Source organism: Cohnella phaseoli (genome assembly GCF_003386235.1).
GTDB classification, from domain to species: Bacteria; Bacillota; Bacilli; order Paenibacillales; family Paenibacillaceae; genus Cohnella; species Cohnella phaseoli.
This window is the reverse complement of record NZ_QRDZ01000019.1, coordinates 159,012-176,346: the sequence shown is the minus strand read 5'-3', so window position 1 is coordinate 176,346 and position 17,335 is coordinate 159,012. Positions and strand designations below refer to the sequence as shown.

Genomic DNA, 17,335 nt, shown 5'->3' with positions numbered 1-17,335 from the left:
AATTCTTCGTTGAAGGCGGATTATACGACGAACGTAGAATTCCCGAGCGTGAGAATGTTCGGCGCGGGAACCGCATTCCCATCGGCGGATTGGTCGAATTACATTTATGTGAATTTTGACGTCTACAATCCGAACAGTACGCAGGTGATGGTGGCCGCGAAGTTTTTCGACGAGGACAACACGCCGAACGATACGCATCCGATCGTCATCGGCCCGAACTCGTCGCAATCGGTCAGCATTCCGCTTAATGAGCTGGGTAATCTCAACCTGACCCGAATGAAGGGAATCGAGCTATGGATGCACCCGAATAGCCCGACTACCGTCTACTTCGATAATTTTCATTTTCTAGGGTTTGAACCTCTTACGGTAACTCCGCTCAATTACGCGGAGACGAGTCAGGATCTGGGCCGTCTGCAAGGAAACAATGTCAACTTGAGCTTGTCGACTCAGCATGTGACGCAAGGTAATTCTTCGTTGAAGGCGGATTATACGACGAACGTAGAATTCCCGAGCGTGAGAATGTTCGGCGCGGGAACCGCATTCCCGTCGGCGGATTGGTCGAATTACATTTATGTGAATTTTGACGTCTACAATCCGAACAGTACGCAGGTGATGGTGGCAGCGAAGTTTTTCGACGAGGACAACACGCCGAACGATACGCATCCGATCGTCATCAGTCCGAATTCGTCGCAATCGGTCAGCATTCCGCTCAATGAGCTGAGTAATCTCGATCTGACCCGGATGAAGGGAATCGAGCTGTGGATGAAGCCGACCAGCCCGACTACCGTCTACTTTGATAACTTTCGTTTTCTGGGGTATTAGCTTCTGTCTCCTAAGCTAACCGATTGCATTGAAAGATAATCGATCCGATGCTATAAAAAAGCCGGCTATTCCCAAACGGGGAACAGCCGGCTATTTCTATTACCGTGCAGGAGCCGCCGTTGCCCCCGCACGTTCTTGCACATTCTTGGCCGCTTCATCCTCGGTCAACGGTTTAACCGGGGCCCCTACGGTAAAGCTGCCGATGATTTTTCCGAGCGTGACATTGTCGAAATCCTCCTGAGCGTACAGTTCCACAGTGAAACCATACGATTCCCACATCACAATGCCGTTCGCCTTGTACACGTTCACCCCGTCGATCAGTTCCGTTGTAACCTCGTCGGTTGTAAGGATTTCATTTTCTCCGCCTGTGGAGATTAGGAAGTTAACGCTCTGGTCGCCCGAAGCATACTGAACCTCGGCCATCGTAGTGCCATGAAGGACGCTGTTAACATATTCGTAGCCCTCCATCCAAGTCGGAGCCGGGAAGTTCAGGCCGATCGCAGCACGCGCTTCATCGACGCTTAATGAGGTTGGCGCCTGTACTTCTGTAGGTCGTCCGCTTTCCTCCTCGGCCCCGGCAGACGGACTGCTGTAGGAGTCAGGGAGCTCGCCTTCGTATTTCGTGATCGTCATATTGCCAACCTGGAATTTCGCCGCAATAGATTGGAAGAGGTCGTGAGCGTAGGAAGTTGTCGAGAAGGCGCCTCCGAGACAAAGTACAAGGCTGGAAGCAATCAATCCTTTGCGCCATTTTGCTTGTTTCATAGAAATCCCGTCCTTATTCTGAATTTGAGGTTCCATTGTGCGGTTGTCCATTTTGTCGATCAGTCGGTTGTAAATCCGCTCTTTGATTAAAGGGCTGCCGGGATCAAAAGCTTCCAGCCGCTGAACGGTCGTATGAAATGCTGTAGGATCGTGCTTTTTATTCATTCCTGAACCCTCCCGCTTCTAAGGTTGCATGCAGTTTCCTCAGGCTTCTGTACAGAACAACGCCGATGTTGGACTCGCTGACTTCCAGGAGCTGCGCGATTTCCGAGTTTTTCAGCCCTGCCCCGTATTTCATCGCAATGATGTTGCGCTCTTTGTCGCGCAAACGGGCCAAAGCTTCGAACAGTGCCCGGTTATTGTCATCGCGAATCGCCAGCTCTTCGGGAGATGGCTTGGGAAAGACTCTATCCAGAATCGAATCCAACGAGAAATGGCGGCGTTTGTTCTGCATCCGGAAATAGTCGGTTACAGCGTTGCGAACAATCGCAAACAACCATACCTCGAAGTTGCCTTTTTCGCTGGAATAGGTGTGATATTTACGTATGACCGTTTCAAAAACCTGGCTGCAAATATCCTCGGCGGCATAGTGGTTATTGATCCGATAGCAGATATAGTTGAAGACGCGTTGAAAATATCGATCGTATAGCTGTGCAAATTCCTCTTTGGATACCGTTGCCCCATACAGCGCTGTTGCATAGTTGCGGCGGTCCGCCTTTCCTTGGACAACTTCCATTCGCCCACCTCCTTGGCTCCGTGTTCCCTCTTAGCGAAGCTCTACAAATTGCGCAATTTGTTTTGAAGGAATTCACATAGGTTAATACGCTAAATTATCAAAAGCATTAACAAATCGTCAAATCATTCTACACCAATGTCATGTTGGTCTACACCCAGCGTGATGGAACATTTTTTGAAGAGTCTTCGGCTCAAGCTTATTCTGTGTTGTACAATAGTGTATATATGTTATAAAGTTATTACTTTATTAAGGTGTAACTCTGAGTGTACGGATCATACTATGGAAAGGAGAATTTTTAATGAACAGAGGGATCAAATGGATGAATGATAAACAGAATGCAATACGGTACTCCCGTAAAATAGGACGAATGGGGAACAGCTTGGGTGTAAGCTTACCTAAAAGTCTTGCTGCAAAGCTTGATGTTACACAGGGGGACGAGATTGAATTTATCGAAAACGATCGCGGTGAAGTGGTCATCAAAAAGGTCCGCCAAATTAAACTGCCCGATAACGTCCGAACCGAGGTTCTGGAAGCTTTCTTTGACATCTTTGAAGAAGATAGAGACATTTTTGAAGATTTAAGGGATCGGTGATATGACTCATTTTCTGACCCTGGAAGAAGTCGTCGCAGCCCATTATTTTATGATGAAAAAAATGAATGACGCAGAGCAAGCAGGCGTGAAGGATCATAGTTTGCTGGAATCTGCGGTTTATAGACCCCGGCAGAGTCTGTTTGAAGAAGATGCTTATCCAACTTTATTTGACAAGGCTGCAGCGCTGCTGGAATCCCTGGTGAAGAACCATTGCTTTCACAATGGCAATAAGCGAACGGCCTATCTGGTTACAAAATCTTTTTTAATGTTAAATGGGTATTATTTACGAATGGAACGTGAGTTTGCGGTGGAGTTTATAATCGACATCGCTAAAGGCGAGCACTCTTTGAAGACGATCAGTTCTCTATTGAATGAGCATTCGAGAGAAAAATAACGTATACAAAAACTCTGACCGTACGAGTACGAGGCCGGAGTTTTTTTTGTTGTCTATAAAACCTTTAGTTCGACCGAGGATACAGGAAAGCTTATACGGCATGTCGTACGAAAGCCACCTACTAGTGAAAGTAAATATACGACTGGAGGTAGACGGGTGAAAAAGAACATATGTGTATGGCTAGGATTGATGCTAATCTTCGGCTTGTTCGTTCCTGCAACGCAGACCTATGCCGCAATGGGCGGACTATTGAATGGTAAAGAAGGCTATTATACGACGTGGCCGGGGCAATATGACAGCCGCGCAACGGATAACGACCTCCAAACCTCTGCGGATATTTATTCGGGATCCATCCTGGAATGGGGATCGTCGCCAGTGACGATTACGAGCTACAAGTCGTTTTTAACCGAGGGGAGGGCCAGATTAACTTTCTATAACGGGTTGAGACAATTTTTATATTCGGAGGAGATCGAACGCACCTCTGCGATTCAAACGGTGCACTTACAGGTGCCGGTTAGAAACGTTGTCTATATCCATATTGAGAATATCGATCCGAACCTGAACGCAGCTCGACTATATGAGTTCGATGTATTCGGTGCGCTTACCCAGCCTCCGATTGACGATCTTGCGGCCACTCCCGAGGACAGAAAGGTAACCTTGAGTTGGTCCACGCCCAGCGTTACGGAGGCCACATACGCCTATATCAAACGTTCGAAAATTCCGGAAGGTCCGTATGTTCATATCGGGACCTCGACATCCAACTCTTACGAAGATCGCACTGTCACGAACGGGACGACTTATTATTATGTCGTGACCTATATCATGGAGGGAAGAGAGAGCGAGAGATCGAACGAAGTGTCGGTTGTACCGAAAATAAGCCCGCCTCAAAATCTGCAAGCTCGCGGCAACGATGCGGAGGGAACGATTTCCTTGGATTGGGTGTCCGTGACCGGCGCAACGTACTACAAAGTGAAACGATCGGTCTACGAGGAAGGGCCGTACATCACCGTTGCCAAGAGCGTCTATGGGACTACGTACACTGATAGTAAGGTCGACTCGAACACTCCTTATTACTACGTAGTCACGGCAACGAACGATCTCGGACAGGAAAGCGCATATTCGAACGAAGCCTCTGCCCAAGTGGGAGGAACGGCTTCTCCGGGAGCGCTTCTGACGATCTATTTGCTTGGCGGTCAGATCAAGGAATACGAGCTTTCCGAAGCCGAGCTTAACGCTTTCCTCGCCTGGTACGACGCCAAGGATGCGGGTGTCGGCCCTGCTAAATACAGGTTCACGAAGACATGGAATCAAGGTCCGTTCGCTGCTCGCAGCGAGTACGTGATCTTCGATAAGATCCTCACGTTTGACGTGGATGAGTACGATAAGTGAACAACTTCATAAATTAAAAGCCCGGGGGCTTCGGCTCCCGGGCTTTTTCTATGGTGTGCTAGAATTAATTCTTTTTCTGTAATTCTTTGCGCAGCAGAAGGGCTAAAGAAATTACACCGATTTCAACAATTACGGGTATAAAATCCACACTCAGTCGTAAAAAAACAAGCCTTGCCAAAATGGCTAGGCAAATAAATATAGAAACAATCCTATAGCTTTTTGATTGATAAAAAAAGGAATAGGGCAGTAAATGTGCGCCGTAAATGATGGCATATGCCGGCAGTACTAGCGTGGGAGCCTTAATTAGAAGGAAGACGCAAATAATTATGTATAACACTTGATTGTTGGTAGCAATAAGTAGTCCGTTAATCATTGGATTTTCTTTATAAAATAAATTTACCTTTAGTATTTTTGCCCAAATGGTGGATATCGGAAACAATAGCGCTCCGCAAGACAGGGTGATGATGTTTTTTACCATTAGATCTAGCGAACTGAATGTAATTATAGTGATAATTCCCCAAATACAAATCGACGCTAATATAAAGGGTAAGCCTTTCTTTTGTTTACTTGAAATGTCATCAAGCAAAACGTGTAAACTGCTGTGACTGTTCATGTTGATCTCCTTTAATTTTATGTAGTCATGCGATCTTACAGTATAGCACAGATAATTCCAGCCTCCTATTATCATCGAAGACGTTTTAGTGTCATACAACCTTTGATTTTGGTCGCTTTGTACGATATTTCCTACAAATGTTCGTTGATCGGGACTGATATGAGCTGCGTTGTACGGTTTTTCGTACAAACGTCGTTTGAGCCTGATCCGGGCTGCGTTGTGCGATTTCCTATTGAGACACCGGAGGTTGAACAATTGTCGCCGATGCAATATGATGCCGATAGATGGAAGTCGTTGAAGAGGGGCGTAGCGGAAATGCATAAGGTACTTATTGTCGACGACGAGAAGGAAATACGCGAGGGGCTGAAGACGGTCTTCCCGTGGGCGGAGTGCGGAGTGGCTGAGGTACATACTGCGGAAGACGGCGAAGAGGCCTTATTGCTAGTCGAACGGCTCGATCCCGACGTGATCGTGACGGACATTAAGATGAATCGAATTTCGGCTGAAAACGTTGGATCTGGAATGGATGCTTGAGGATGGAATGGTTCTGATGGTGGCGGAAGTGGACGATGCGGCGGCCTTGGAACAGAACAAACGATATAAGCGGGAGAAAGAACTGATTTCGTTCGGCCATCGGCGACGGGATATTCGTATCAGATAGATAAGGGAGGCGTTCACATGATAGAGGCCATGGCCTGGATCGTTGGAGGAATATTATTTCTGCTTAGCGGAATTCATTGGTATTGGGCGGCGGGAGGAAGCTGGGGAGGCGAAGCCGCGGTTCCAAGCAACGGCAAGGCTCCATTGTTTCGGCCTTCCAAGACCGCTACAATCCTCGTTGCCGTGGCCTTGGCTCTGGCCGGATGGTTTGTTCTGGAGGCTAACGAAGCTGTGGAGTCGTTCCTTTTCTCGAAGTGGCTGCTACGATATGGAGGTTGGGCATTATCTGTCGTATTTCTATTGCGAGCTATCGGAGATTTTCGCTGGGTCGGTTTCTTTAAGAAGCAAATCGATACGCCATTCGCTAAATGGGATACACAGTTGCATAGTCCGCTATGTCTCTTCCTCGGAGTTTGCCTTGTCGCGCTTCAGCTACTGAGTCGATGAGTTGAGCTGAGGGGGCGATCAAATGTGGCATAAAAATGAACATGGTCTACTTTGTGATTTTAATCACAAATTAAAATCGCAACTGGACGTACAATAAAGCCATGAAAGACAAACACAAAGCCAGCGAGGAAGGTGATCCCGATGTCTCCCCAACGATCTCGAACATCGGCGAACAAACAACAGACGCACACCTAATCGGACCCGTTCAAAATAAAAAGCAAGCTAAAATCAATTGAGGAGTGAGTGACATGATGAAACTTTGGAGAGAACACCGCATCGCGGCAGTGATCGTAATGATCGTCAGATTCGTAGTCGGATATGCTTGGTTAACGGCAGGCTGGCATAAAATTACCGGAGCAACGCCGTTTAACGCAGGGGGCTTCCTGAACAATGCCGTGAACAACCCGATCGTCGATAAGGCGACAGGGGAGGCGGTCTACCCGACTTACCTAGCATTCCTTGAACATTTTGCACTGCCGAACGTAAAGATCATTAACGTCTTGATCCCATGGGGCGAATTCTTAGTCGGACTTGGACTCATACTCGGAACGTTAACGCTGACCGCCGCCTTCTTCGGAATCCTAATGAACTTCATGTTCCTGTTCACCGGAACCGTAAGCACGAACCCTTGGCTGCTGCTCCTCGGAATGTTGGTCGTCGTCGCCGGGACGAACGCCGGACGCTTCGGACTTGACCGCTACGTGCTCCCGCTGATTCATAAGGGCACCGACCGTCTCTTCCACCATAAGCCGAAAAATCCGACAACCGGCGAAGGGGCGCTTGCCAAATAAACAGTAAGCTCCATACCCATCTCCCATAGCCAGAATGCAAGAGGCGCTTCCGATATCCGGAGCGCCTCTTGCATTCTAATATAGAAGCTTCATCTTTACTTGCCTTGCCGATAATCAACAAAACGCACAGGCGCGCCGCCCGCCGCAGTCGACTGTACCGACAATGGAAACACTGAGCTCCACGTCACCGCATCATACACGTCGACAAGAGGTCTTCGGCGTTCTCGCACCGCCGTCACGAACTCCTGCAGGACGAACAGGTCGCCGCCGCCGTGACCCGTAGCCAGCGCCTCAGCCGACCATTCCCGCCAGAGCGGATGTTCCCACTTTGATGCGCATGACCAAAGCGGCTGCCACTCCTCATGGCCTTTCTCGCCGGCAATCTCGGTCTCCTGCCAGATCAATGGCGTTTCTCCGTCGAATCTCGGCCCCATATAAGCACCCTTCGTGCCCTGCAAGCCGTAATGCACCATATTGTGCGGGCGCGACGACTGAAGATCGACACGCAGCGAGATCAGCGCGCCGCGCTTCGTGCGGATCAGCGTGCTGGACGTATCTCCTTGCCGCCAAAATCCCGGCTGAGCGCCCGGGTGCTCAGCACCGAACCGCTCGCGGAAATACGCGACCGACGCTCTGTTGTTCGCATTCATGGTGAACAGCTCTTCGAAGGTATCTCCGCCTTCGTCCCCGATGCCAAGCCATTTCGCGACCGGCCCAAGCGAATGCGTCGGATACGGAGCGCCATTAAAGTCGCGAATATATTCTCCCCGCCACGTCAAGCTTCCGTCTTCATGATGAAACAAATTCCGGCAATCGTGAATGTATCCGCATTCCGCATACGTGATTTCCCCGAATTTGCCTGCTCTTGCAAGCTGCTGCACCATCATATTCTCGCGGGTGAAGAGGTAGTTTTCCGCCATCATATACGTCAGGCCCGTTTGTTCGACCGCTTCGACCAACTCCCAGCCATCCTCGATCGTATGGGCGGCGATCACTTCGCTCAGCACATGTTTGCCTGCGCGCAGCGCCTGAACGGCCTGGCGAGCATGAATCAGCATTGGTGTCGCGAGAAAAACCGCATCAACCGTCGGACTATCGAGCAGTTTATCGAAGCTGTCGAACACAGCGATGCCCGGATACTTGCTCTGCCAATCGACTAGCACAAGCGGATTCAGATCGCATACCGCCGCCAGCTCGACCGTATCCGCCAAGCTGACCAGCGCAGAGCCGAAAGCGCCTCCCCTTTGTCCGCCTACGACGGCCAATCTCACTTTATTCCCCATTGTTGCTGCGCCTCCGTTGCCTTTTGTCCCATAAACCTGATTCGTTATCCCTTAATCGAACCGACCAGCAGTCCCTTAACAAAATATTTCTGCAAGAAAGGATAGACGAAAGCGATCGGCAGCACGGTAATGACCGTTATCGCCATCTTGAATGTCTGCGGCGTAATCGCCCCTAGGCCTTTCTGTCCCTGCAACTTTAATTGCTCCAGGGAATTGATCTGATTTAAGGTGTTGTACAATACATATTGCAAAGGATACAGGTCTGGAGACATCGTATTGTAAATTTGCGTATCGATAAACGCATTCCATTGATTCACGCATTCAAACAGAACAACGGCCGCGAAGACAGGGGTACAAATCGGGAAAATCACTTGGAAAAACAATCGAAAATCATTGGCCCCGTCCACAACGGCGGCTTCCTCAAGCTCTCTCGGCAGCGCTTCGATGTACGTCTTGATGAGCACCATACTGAAAACGGACACCGCCCCTGGCAGAACGTACACGAGGAAAGTTCCTTTCAACTGCAAGTATCCCATCAGCAAATACATTGGGATGATCCCGCTGGAGAAATAAAGCGTAAAAACGAAGTATTTGCGAAAAAACTTCACCCCGCCCAGGTCGCTGCGCGTCAGCGTATAAGCGCCCATCGAAGTAAACAGCAGCATCAGCGCAGGGCCGAGAACGGTTCGGGCGACAGAGATGAACACGCTCTTCAGAACGGCCGGGTCCGCAAAGGCTTTCGTATATGAGTCCAAAGTAAAGCCGGCCGGCCACAAGATTAGACCACCCTTCAGCATGCCCGGATTGCTAAACGAGTAACTGAGGATGTAGACGAACGGGACGACCATGACGGATAAAATAAACAGCATAAACAATGTATTGGCTACGTCAAACAGCGAACCGCTTATTGTTCGTTCTTTCATCGTGTTCCCCTCTTAAAATATGGCTTTTCCCGTTGCTCTTTTGGCAATGGCATTCACCGAGACAATAATGAGCAGACTCATAACCGTCTTCATGATGCCAACCGCAGTCGCATAGGGGTAGTTCAGCAATTGCAACCCGTATTTATAAATGTAAATATCGAGAACCTCCATCTTCTCCCAGTTCGTCGTGTTGGTGAACAAATAAAACTGTTCGAAGTTGGAGTTGAGTATCCATCCGCTATTGAGAATGAGCAGCACGATCAGCGTCGGCACCAGGTTCGGCACCGTAATATACAGCATTCTTTGCCAGCGGTTGGCGCCGTCGATCTGGGCGGCCTCGTAATATTCCGCTGGAATCGAAGCAATGGACGAAATAAAGATCACGCTGTTATAGCCGAGATATTTCCATACGCCAATCGCAATAATAAACGCCCAGGCATACTTCGGATCGCCGAGCACATTCATTCCTTCGTCCATCCAGCCCCATTGCACGAGCATTTGGTTGATCGCGCCGGCCGAGGTTGCGAACAAGGCGTTCGATAGCGAGTAAATAATGATCCACGAGATGAAGAAGGGGAAGAAGGTAACGGTCTGAATCAGCTTCCCGAAAAAACGCAGCCGCACCTCGTTCAACAGAAGCGCAAACACGAATGCCGTACCCAGGTTGGCAATCAACGAGCCGATATTGATCGACAGCGTGTTCCGCAGCAAGTAGACGTAATCCTTCGTTTCCGTGAAGAAAGCTTTGAACTGCTGGAACCCGATCCATTCCGATGAAAACAAGGAAAACCCGGGTTTATAGTTAACGAATGCGATAAACCAGCCGAAGAGGGGGACGTATGCGAAAATAAAAGTGATCACTACAGCCGGTATAAGCATGGCATACAGATAACGTTGTCTGGATATTTTGGCGATCATGGTTCATCCTTTCCGCCATTCGGGAACAATGAAGAAGCCAAAGGATACAAGAACGAATTACAGTCCGCATATCCTCTGGCCCTTCATTCTCAAGCTGACTTGTCTTATTTTAGTTGATCGACTTGCGTTTTCTTTTCCTGGTAGAGCCGGTTATACTCGTTAACGATTTGCTCGGGATTTAATTTTTGATAATCGCTAATGACCGACTGATATAAGGCTTCGAACTCTTCATCCGACTTCGGTTTGATGATGAGGCTGGTCGAGTTTTTCACGCGGAAATCGACCATTCTTTGGTGCAAGGCGCCGAGTTCGGACGTGGTGTCGATCGCGATCGTTCCGGCAACGCCGGTATGCGCCGATTCTCCGGTCTGCAGATAATAATCCTTAGAATTGCTCCAGCCAAGTGCGCTGTAAGCGTCTCGCGCCTGTTGCGTCAAGCCCAGCTCGTCTTGAATGCTCGGGTCAAGCGACATGTTGTAAGGAACGCCGTCTTCGCCGCTCGTCAATACGTTGCCGAGGAATTCGAATCCGCCAAGCCCGATTTTTTCGTCGGAATCCGGATCGGCCAGCATCTTCTTGTAAGCTTCGGTCGGCACGCGTTTGCCGTCGACAATCGTATATTGCTCGCCCTCGAAGCCGGACTGCAGCAAAATCCGTCCTTCCTCCGTCGCCGCCCAAGCCAGAAGCTCCTGAATTCTTTCCGGATGCTTGGCATTTTTCGTAATGGAGTAAATCGCGAACGGGCGAGTATCTTCCACACGGATTTGACGCTTCTCATTACGCTCGACTTGCGTCATGCTGCGAACCGGCATATTAATGTACTGTATATCGGGTAGTCCCGCTTCGATCAAGCCTTGATTGGTCGCGTTCAGTCCCCAGACGACATACCAGGAGGACAACGCCCGGCCGCTATTCAGCTTCTCTGCGAACTGATCGTATTTGTCCGTGAAGGAGTCTTTATCCAGAATGCCTTCCCGATACAGCTTGTTGAAAAAGACCAAACCTTCTTTAACATATTCGTTCATCATCATATCTTCGAATTTCTGATCGACTTGATTCCAGATGACGCCCATATTTCCGGCGGCCGCCGTATATCTTCCGCCTTTCTCGTACATGATCGAAGAAATTCCCTGCATGCCCCACGGCTCTGCGAACGGGACGATCATCCCGAGCGTCTTCTGACCATTCGTCGTCGGATTGTCCTGAAGCCCTTGCTTAAGGAATTGAATATAATCGTCCGTCGACAACAGGTCCGGATACCCTTGCTGTTTCAACACGTCGGTGCGTACGCCGATATCGTTCACTTCGACATAGTTGCGGAAGTCGACCGGCACCATGCCTTCCCATTTGTACAGCTTGCCGTCATACGCCGACAGTCTCCACAATGGAATTTGCTCGCTGTAACGTTTCGCGAATTCCGGCGCATTGGCCACGAAATCATCCAGCGGAAGCAGGGCGCCTGCGCGTACATATTTATCGAAAGTCGCATTGTCCTGAATTGTGATGATTTCCGGATAATCTCCTCCAGCCAGCATCAGATTCAACTTGTCCGCATAATTGCCCGGTGTCTGAACGTATTCGAATACGATATTGAATTTGTCCTTAACCACTTGTCCGACTTTGGTTTCATCGCTTCGTTTCACTTTCATAGCGGCTTGCGTTAATACTTTAATGACGTATTCCTCTTTCGGGGCTTCGCTTGCGCTACCCTCGGCGTTACTTGCACTGCCGGATGGCGAAGAGGCGGTCGACTCGCTTGCAGTCGGAGCGTTGTTGCCGGAATTGCACGCCGTGACGAGTAGAGCACAGCACACCATGGCGATCAGCATTACTTTTCTGCGCATTGCTCTCAATTCAAATCCTCCCTTTGATCATGTCTGTCTTGTCAGCGCTTACACCTTGATCATAAAAGATAAGGATTCGTTTTCATATGTTCATACTTAGTGTCGGTATGTCTATATTTTAGGATGGGCCGCGGACGGCATCGCGATACTGCGAAGCCGTCTGCCCGACCGTCTTCTTGAAGATTTTGGCGAAGTGGAAGTAGTCCAAATACCCCGCGTTTTCCGATATTTCCTGAATGGAGAGATTTGTTTCCGTCAGTTGCTTGCGGGCATAGGCGATCCGTTTGCGGGTGACATGCTGCAGGAACGTCTCCGACGACTCCTTGCGGAACAACTGGCTCACATAGCTCGGATGCAGGTTCAGACTTTCGGAAACGACCTGCAAAGACAGATCTTCTCTGAAATGCTCATCGATATAAGCGACGATTTTGTTAAAGGTGGGCACCTGAGTGGTGGGAGGAGGAGGGACAGAGGTGCGGTCGCAATAGACGCGCAGCAGCGATTCCCATTCCGCCATCATTTCATTTACCGATTCGAACCTGTTCGCCAGCTGCTGATAGGTCAATAACGGTTCGTCCTCCAGCTTGTACACATTCAGCAAAGCCCAATTATACAAGGATGCGGCGGTTTTGATCGTAAACCGGCTTTCACGGATCAACGTTTTGATTCTGACGGACAAATCGTCGACGAGCTCCGGCCGTTGCGTCCGATTTAATTGCCGCAGCATCTCCATCAACTCGGCTAATCTGCCGCCGGGGGGGATGGCATGCGAAACCCCCTTATGTCCCGTAACAAAATATTGATAAGCTGCGACGTCCGCCTCGTCAATGGCCTCCATCAAATGGGACGACTGATGAACGACGCCGCTGATTCCTACGCCGGCAACGAACTCCGGAAGCTCGTCGGCAAGCGATTCGACCAAATCTGCGATACAATCTCCGCGAACGATATATGCTTTCACGTTTCTTCCGGTCTGCAAAGCAAGACAGGGTACATCCGTCGGAATGGGCAGCTCGGCGGAGCCGATGGCAACGGCAACGGCAGCGCCGAACTGCTCGTCCCACTTGAAGCCGAGCTTGCCCATCAGCTCTTCAAGGAGCCGATCGGAATGCTCGTCGGGGTCCTGCAGCCGGCTCACCAGCTCCATCTGCCAAATCGTTTTGTTCTTCGACTGCTTCCGGCCGAATTGATCCAATACGACCAGAAATTCCTCCTCGTCAAACGGCTTCAGCAAATAGGAAAGCGCCCCGTACTGCATCGCTTTCCTCGCGTATTCGAACTCTTTGTACCCGGACGTCACAACAAAGCTGATTCCCTTGTTTAATTCATTGCCCCGACGGATTAATTCCAGTCCGTCCATTCCGGGCATGCGAATATCGGTGAAGACCAGGTCGGGCGACAGCTTCCGGAGCTGCTCGTATCCGTCCACGCCGTTGAAGGCTTCGCCTATAATCTCATAACCAAGCGATTCCCAGTCCACAATCGTCTTCAAGCTTTTGACCACCCATTGCTCGTCATCGATGAGCAGCACTTTCAACATAAGAATCCTCCGTTCTTTGCGGCAGCAGCAATTCCACTTCCGTTCCCGCATTCGGCTCGCTGCTGATTATTAATCCATACGGCTCGCCATAGGCGCTTCGCAGCCGGTTGTGTACGTTAAGAATACCGAGATGGGCGTTGTCGCCCTCATGCATGCGCGAGAGAAACTCTTCGCCGGCGGCTATTTCCGCTTGAATGAGCGCGAGCTTCTCGCCGGGGATGCCGATTCCGTCGTCTTGGACGGAAAGGACAATGTCGCCCCCCGGCGTTGCTCGAGCGCTTAGCCATAAGTTCCCTTTTTCCATTCTGCTTTCCAGACCGTGCGTAATCGCATTTTCCAGAATAGGCTGCAATACCATTTTAATCACACGGTTATTTAATAACGCTTCCGGAAACGCGATATGAACGTCGAACCGGCCTGCGAATCGGAACTGTTGCAGCTTTAAGTACGCCTTTGCAATGTCCAGTTCTTTGCCGAGCGTGACCTCATCCTGCCCTTTAATGCTGTAACGGAGCAGTTTGCCCAGCGCTACGATCATTTCGCGGACTTCCATTGCCCCGGTCTCGCCCGCCATGGCTTTCAGCGATTCGAGCGTATTATACAGAAAATGAGGATTCACCTGCTGCTTCAGGAACGCGAGTTCGGCCTGCTTCTTCAGCAGCCCCAGCGACATGATTCTTGTTTTGGATGCGACCACTTCATCCGTCAATTGATCGATCTCATCGAGCATGCCGTTGAACTTGTCGGCCATTACCATAATTTCGTTGTAGCCTACTAACTGGATTCGTTCCTGACCGTGATAAATATTTTTGACCTTCTGAACTTGGATGAAACGCATGAAAGACTTCATCGGCTCGAGAATATTGCGGCTGATCACCCAGAGCAGCGCCAGAAGGACGGGGATGCACACCGCCATAATCCACCCATAAACGGCTCGAACCTTCTCCAATCCGCGAAACAAATCTCGCTTCGAATAGACGTTTACGATTTTTCCCTGCAGGTCGCGGAGCTCCATCGTTTGAACGATATAGGGCTCCTGCCGGGCGTCCACAGTATCGAGCTCCAGCCGTTGTCCAATAAGTCGCGCATCGTTGCTGGAGGAAACAATCCCGTTGCGATCCAGCACGTAGAAGCTGCCGAAGCCGCTGGACAGCATCGTATTAAACTTGGGGAACAGGGAATCCAAATCCAGAATAACGACCAGGTAGCCCAGCGTGGAACGTGGAAAGGTGTTGCTGATTTTGGAACCGATCACAAAATAATGCTTCTGGATGCCGCTTTCAACAATCTCTTTGAATCCCGCATAGTACGGCTTCAACGGCGAATCGTAGTTTTTCATTTCTTCGACGGTGTCCAATACGACTTTTTTCTTCTGTCTGTGGTACATGAGGTTAACATTATTGCCGTTCTCCCCGATGATCGTCATGTCCACGATTCCATTCTCAAGTTGACTGACCGTTGTAATATAGGTGTCTACCTTCTTGAAGGCGTCGATTTTGTCGAGCAGCTCCGTCGTTCGTAAATACTGATGAACGTCTGCGTTGTAGGAAGTATTAATGATCAGCCCGTCGATCGTATCGATCTGCGACTGAATGTACTGCGTGATTTTGTCGAGCAGCTCTATGGAATAGGCCTGATTTTTTTGGTAGATCATCTTTTGGGATTGCAGGTAAGTTACGAACATTACGGATACGACAACGGCGACGAACATAATGAAGATGACCAGCAATTGAAGCTTGATGGGACGTCTCTTGAAATAGTCCATCCGATCTCTCCTGTACGCAGTGGGGTGTTTAATCGCTTACAATATATCATTCTCATTAGTTAGAATACCATAGAGAAAATCCAACTCGCCCGGGTTCAACCGGCGCCGGCAATGAAGATAAAAATGTCTAAATGATGAACTTGATTAAGTTTGTGATTTTAATCACAAACTGAAATCGCAACTGGACGTACAATAAAGCCATGAAAGACAAACACAAAGCCAGCGAGGAAGGTGATCCCGATGTCCCGCACACGATCTCGAACATCGGCGAACAAACAACAGACGCACACCTAATCGGACCCGTTCAAAATAAAAAGCAAACTAAATTCAATTGAGGAGTGAGTGACATGATGAAGCTTTGGAGAGAAAACCGCATCGCGGCAGTGATCGTAATGATCGTCAGATTCGTAGTCGGATATGCTTGGTTAACGGCAGGCTGGCATAAAATTACCGGAGCAACGCCGTTTAACGCAGGAGGTTTCCTGAACAACGCGGTGAACAACCCGATCGTCGATAAGGCGACAGGGGAGGCGGTCTACCCGACTTACCTAGCATTCCTTGAACATTTTGCCCTGCCGAACGTAAAGATCATTAACGTCTTGATCCCATGGGGCGAATTCTTAGTCGGACTTGGACTCATACTCGGAACGTTAACGCTGACCGCCGCCTTCTTCGGGATCTTAATGAACTTCATGTTCCTGTTCACCGGAACCGTAAGCACGAACCCATGGCTGCTGCTCCTCGGAATGTTGGTCGTCGTCGCCGGAACGAACGCCGGACGCTTCGGACTTGACCGCTACGTGCTCCCGCTGATTCATAAGGGCACCGACCGTCTCTTCCACCACAAGCCGAAAAATCCGACAACCGGCGAAGGGGCGCTAGCCAAATAAACAGTAAGCTCCATTCCCATCTCCCATAGCCTGATGCCAAGAGGCGCTTCCGATATCCGGAGCGCCTTTTGCGCGTTCGGAGAAGCTTTCTTCTTCAACTCTTCGCGATATTAACCGTTATAATGGTTATACCGGAGGTGGCAAGGATGAATCCACAATTATTGCGCGATTTTCCGCTTTTCGAGCAGCTTAACGATGAACATCTAGCCGAGATATCTAAGCTGTGCAGCATATGCAATTACTCCAAAGGCGAGTATATTTTCTTGGAAGGCGATGAAGGAGAAGCGCTCTATCTGGTGATATCGGGAGTCGTTCAAATTTATCAAAATAACCATTCCAGGGACATCATTCTTTCTATATTTAGAGAAGGCGACTATTTTGGAGAGATGGCTTTGCTGCAAAATGAAAGGGAACATTCCGCTTCTGCAAGAACAATCGAGAAGTCCACTCTTTGTATTTTGAAGAAACGTCATTTCATTCCCTTGGTTAAAAGCAAGCCCGAAATCCTGATAGGCATACTGGAAACCACCTTGGAGCGCCTTCGCGGTGCCAATAAATTAATCACGGATTTGACCATTCACGATGCGCGCACGCGTATTGCCCGTATGCTGCTGCGATTAGCTGAGCAGCATGGCGTGCCCTTTTCCGGCGGCATTTTAATTGACTTGAAGCTGACGCATCAGCATTTGGCGGATATGACGGGAACGGCTCGCGAGACGGTGACGAAATTGTTGCTTGAGTTCCAGAACGAGCAGCTAATCCGTATCGATCGGAAGAAAATCAGCATTCGCAACATAGACAGTCTTAGAAATTTATTAGAGCCGACTTGAGGACTGCCCCGCCCCCAATGTTGTCAGGTTAGGCGAACGATGGGCGACCTTCGCATCCCGGCCCGGGTCGCGTCGAGGCACATTTTTGGCCTTCGCTCCCCGGCTCGGGCCATCTGCTCGATTTCGATCGCGT

The 17,335-nt window shown here is 49.6% G+C and carries 18 protein-coding genes and 1 pseudogene; 10 read left to right on the top strand and 9 right to left on the bottom strand.

Going from position 1 to position 17,335, the window contains the following annotated elements; translation table 11 throughout:
* A pseudogene (locus tag DFP98_RS39220) lies at positions 1 to 822 on the top strand (hypothetical protein); the annotation flags it as partial.
* Positions 823 to 921: 99 nt separating this feature from the next.
* On the opposite strand, the gene DFP98_RS22760 reads toward DFP98_RS39220, so the two are convergent.
* Together DFP98_RS22760 and DFP98_RS22755 are read right to left on the bottom strand one after the other, a co-directional pair.
* Positions 922 to 1,752: a hypothetical protein gene (locus DFP98_RS22760; protein ID WP_116062904.1), complete on the bottom strand. Its 831-nt coding sequence runs from the start codon at positions 1,750 to 1,752 to the stop codon at positions 922 to 924.
* On the bottom strand, positions 1,745 to 2,323 hold the full coding sequence (locus tag DFP98_RS22755) for a sigma-70 family RNA polymerase sigma factor (RefSeq protein ID WP_116062903.1): 579 nt from the start codon (positions 2,321 to 2,323) through the stop codon (positions 1,745 to 1,747). The genes DFP98_RS22760 and DFP98_RS22755 overlap by 8 nt, the downstream gene beginning before the upstream one ends.
* A gap of 298 nt (positions 2,324 to 2,621) precedes the next feature.
* Between DFP98_RS22755 and DFP98_RS22750 the strand changes: the two genes are divergently transcribed.
* From DFP98_RS22750 to DFP98_RS22740, 3 genes are all read left to right on the top strand, one after another.
* Positions 2,622 to 2,915: an AbrB/MazE/SpoVT family DNA-binding domain-containing protein gene (locus DFP98_RS22750; RefSeq protein ID WP_116062902.1), complete on the top strand. Its 294-nt coding sequence runs from the start codon at positions 2,622 to 2,624 to the stop codon at positions 2,913 to 2,915.
* 1 nt (position 2,916) lies between these two features.
* Positions 2,917 to 3,309: a type II toxin-antitoxin system death-on-curing family toxin gene (locus tag DFP98_RS22745; protein WP_116062901.1), complete on the top strand. Its 393-nt coding sequence runs from the start codon at positions 2,917 to 2,919 to the stop codon at positions 3,307 to 3,309.
* Between the two features lie 156 nt (positions 3,310 to 3,465).
* Positions 3,466 to 4,698, top strand: a complete 1,233-nt coding sequence (locus tag DFP98_RS22740) for a fibronectin type III domain-containing protein (RefSeq protein ID WP_116062900.1) — start codon at positions 3,466 to 3,468, stop codon at positions 4,696 to 4,698.
* Positions 4,699 to 4,762: 64 nt separating this feature from the next.
* Here DFP98_RS22740 and DFP98_RS22735 read toward each other — a convergent pair whose 3' ends face one another.
* On the bottom strand, positions 4,763 to 5,311 hold the full coding sequence (locus DFP98_RS22735) for a DUF7010 family protein (protein WP_116062899.1): 549 nt from the start codon (positions 5,309 to 5,311) through the stop codon (positions 4,763 to 4,765).
* 264 nt (positions 5,312 to 5,575) lie between these two features.
* Between DFP98_RS22735 and DFP98_RS22730 the strand changes: the two genes are divergently transcribed.
* From DFP98_RS22730 to DFP98_RS22720, 4 genes are all read left to right on the top strand, one after another.
* A complete protein-coding gene (locus DFP98_RS22730) occupies positions 5,576 to 5,845 on the top strand; it encodes a response regulator (RefSeq protein WP_246016651.1) in 270 nt (89 codons plus the stop codon).
* Positions 5,838 to 5,972, top strand: coding sequence for a hypothetical protein (locus DFP98_RS40020; protein WP_281275155.1), 135 nt, complete (start codon positions 5,838 to 5,840; stop codon positions 5,970 to 5,972). The genes DFP98_RS22730 and DFP98_RS40020 overlap by 8 nt, the downstream gene beginning before the upstream one ends.
* Before the next feature lie 17 nt (positions 5,973 to 5,989).
* Positions 5,990 to 6,418 (top strand): DUF3995 domain-containing protein, encoded by a 429-nt coding sequence (locus tag DFP98_RS22725; protein ID WP_116062898.1) that lies wholly within the window; start codon positions 5,990 to 5,992, stop codon positions 6,416 to 6,418.
* A gap of 248 nt (positions 6,419 to 6,666) precedes the next feature.
* Positions 6,667 to 7,209 (top strand): DoxX family membrane protein, encoded by a 543-nt coding sequence (locus DFP98_RS22720; protein ID WP_116062897.1) that lies wholly within the window; start codon positions 6,667 to 6,669, stop codon positions 7,207 to 7,209.
* 95 nt (positions 7,210 to 7,304) lie between these two features.
* Here the strand turns inward: DFP98_RS22720 and DFP98_RS22715 are convergent, their stop codons facing one another.
* From DFP98_RS22715 to DFP98_RS22690, 6 genes are all read right to left on the bottom strand, one after another.
* A complete protein-coding gene (locus DFP98_RS22715) occupies positions 7,305 to 8,492 on the bottom strand; it encodes a Gfo/Idh/MocA family protein (protein ID WP_116062896.1) in 1,188 nt (395 codons plus the stop codon).
* 44 nt (positions 8,493 to 8,536) lie between these two features.
* The gene (locus DFP98_RS22710; RefSeq protein ID WP_116062895.1) at positions 8,537 to 9,415 is read right to left on the bottom strand and encodes a carbohydrate ABC transporter permease; all 879 of its coding nucleotides are present in this window, start codon (positions 9,413 to 9,415) and stop codon (positions 8,537 to 8,539) included.
* Between the two features lie 12 nt (positions 9,416 to 9,427).
* A complete protein-coding gene (locus DFP98_RS22705) occupies positions 9,428 to 10,333 on the bottom strand; it encodes an ABC transporter permease (protein ID WP_116062894.1) in 906 nt (301 codons plus the stop codon).
* Between the two features lie 104 nt (positions 10,334 to 10,437).
* Positions 10,438 to 12,177, bottom strand: a complete 1,740-nt coding sequence (locus tag DFP98_RS22700) for an extracellular solute-binding protein (RefSeq protein ID WP_246016650.1) — start codon at positions 12,175 to 12,177, stop codon at positions 10,438 to 10,440.
* Positions 12,178 to 12,295: 118 nt separating this feature from the next.
* The gene (locus DFP98_RS22695; protein WP_181917874.1) at positions 12,296 to 13,717 is read right to left on the bottom strand and encodes a response regulator transcription factor; all 1,422 of its coding nucleotides are present in this window, start codon (positions 13,715 to 13,717) and stop codon (positions 12,296 to 12,298) included.
* A complete protein-coding gene (locus tag DFP98_RS22690) occupies positions 13,692 to 15,482 on the bottom strand; it encodes a cache domain-containing sensor histidine kinase (RefSeq protein ID WP_116062891.1) in 1,791 nt (596 codons plus the stop codon). The genes DFP98_RS22695 and DFP98_RS22690 overlap by 26 nt, the downstream gene beginning before the upstream one ends.
* Positions 15,483 to 15,829: 347 nt before the next feature.
* Here DFP98_RS22690 and DFP98_RS22685 point away from each other — a divergent pair, with 347 nt between their 5' ends.
* Both DFP98_RS22685 and DFP98_RS22680 read left to right on the top strand, forming a co-directional pair.
* Positions 15,830 to 16,372, top strand: a complete 543-nt coding sequence (locus DFP98_RS22685) for a DoxX family membrane protein (RefSeq protein ID WP_116062890.1) — start codon at positions 15,830 to 15,832, stop codon at positions 16,370 to 16,372.
* Between the two features lie 146 nt (positions 16,373 to 16,518).
* The gene (locus tag DFP98_RS22680; RefSeq protein ID WP_181917873.1) at positions 16,519 to 17,202 is read left to right on the top strand and encodes a Crp/Fnr family transcriptional regulator; all 684 of its coding nucleotides are present in this window, start codon (positions 16,519 to 16,521) and stop codon (positions 17,200 to 17,202) included.
* Positions 17,203 to 17,335: the final 133 nt, after the last annotated feature.

What these genes read in the sequence shown, in the direction of transcription:
- DFP98_RS22750 (WP_116062902.1), top strand. Translation starts at nt 2,622, where the DNA reads ATGAACAGAGGGATCAAATGGATGAATGATAAACAGAATGCAATACGG.
- DFP98_RS22735 (WP_116062899.1), bottom strand. Translation starts at nt 5,311, where the DNA reads ATGAACAGTCACAGCAGTTTACACGTTTTGCTTGATGACATTTCAAGT.
- DFP98_RS22725 (WP_116062898.1), top strand. Translation starts at nt 5,990, where the DNA reads ATGATAGAGGCCATGGCCTGGATCGTTGGAGGAATATTATTTCTGCTT.
- DFP98_RS22695 (WP_181917874.1), bottom strand. Translation starts at nt 13,717, where the DNA reads ATGTTGAAAGTGCTGCTCATCGATGACGAGCAATGGGTGGTCAAAAGC.
- DFP98_RS22705 (WP_116062894.1), bottom strand. Translation starts at nt 10,333, where the DNA reads ATGATCGCCAAAATATCCAGACAACGTTATCTGTATGCCATGCTTATA.
- DFP98_RS22730 (WP_246016651.1), top strand. Translation starts at nt 5,576, where the DNA reads ATGCAATATGATGCCGATAGATGGAAGTCGTTGAAGAGGGGCGTAGCG.
- DFP98_RS22710 (WP_116062895.1), bottom strand. Translation starts at nt 9,415, where the DNA reads ATGAAAGAACGAACAATAAGCGGTTCGCTGTTTGACGTAGCCAATACA.
- DFP98_RS22715 (WP_116062896.1), bottom strand. Translation starts at nt 8,492, where the DNA reads ATGGGGAATAAAGTGAGATTGGCCGTCGTAGGCGGACAAAGGGGAGGC.
- DFP98_RS22720 (WP_116062897.1), top strand. Translation starts at nt 6,667, where the DNA reads ATGATGAAACTTTGGAGAGAACACCGCATCGCGGCAGTGATCGTAATG.
- DFP98_RS22690 (WP_116062891.1), bottom strand. Translation starts at nt 15,482, where the DNA reads ATGGACTATTTCAAGAGACGTCCCATCAAGCTTCAATTGCTGGTCATC.
- DFP98_RS40020 (WP_281275155.1), top strand. Translation starts at nt 5,838, where the DNA reads ATGCTTGAGGATGGAATGGTTCTGATGGTGGCGGAAGTGGACGATGCG.
- DFP98_RS22745 (WP_116062901.1), top strand. Translation starts at nt 2,917, where the DNA reads ATGACTCATTTTCTGACCCTGGAAGAAGTCGTCGCAGCCCATTATTTT.
- DFP98_RS22700 (WP_246016650.1), bottom strand. Translation starts at nt 12,177, where the DNA reads ATGCGCAGAAAAGTAATGCTGATCGCCATGGTGTGCTGTGCTCTACTC.
- DFP98_RS22685 (WP_116062890.1), top strand. Translation starts at nt 15,830, where the DNA reads ATGATGAAGCTTTGGAGAGAAAACCGCATCGCGGCAGTGATCGTAATG.
- DFP98_RS22755 (WP_116062903.1), bottom strand. Translation starts at nt 2,323, where the DNA reads ATGGAAGTTGTCCAAGGAAAGGCGGACCGCCGCAACTATGCAACAGCG.
- DFP98_RS22760 (WP_116062904.1), bottom strand. Translation starts at nt 1,752, where the DNA reads ATGAATAAAAAGCACGATCCTACAGCATTTCATACGACCGTTCAGCGG.
- DFP98_RS22680 (WP_181917873.1), top strand. Translation starts at nt 16,519, where the DNA reads ATGAATCCACAATTATTGCGCGATTTTCCGCTTTTCGAGCAGCTTAAC.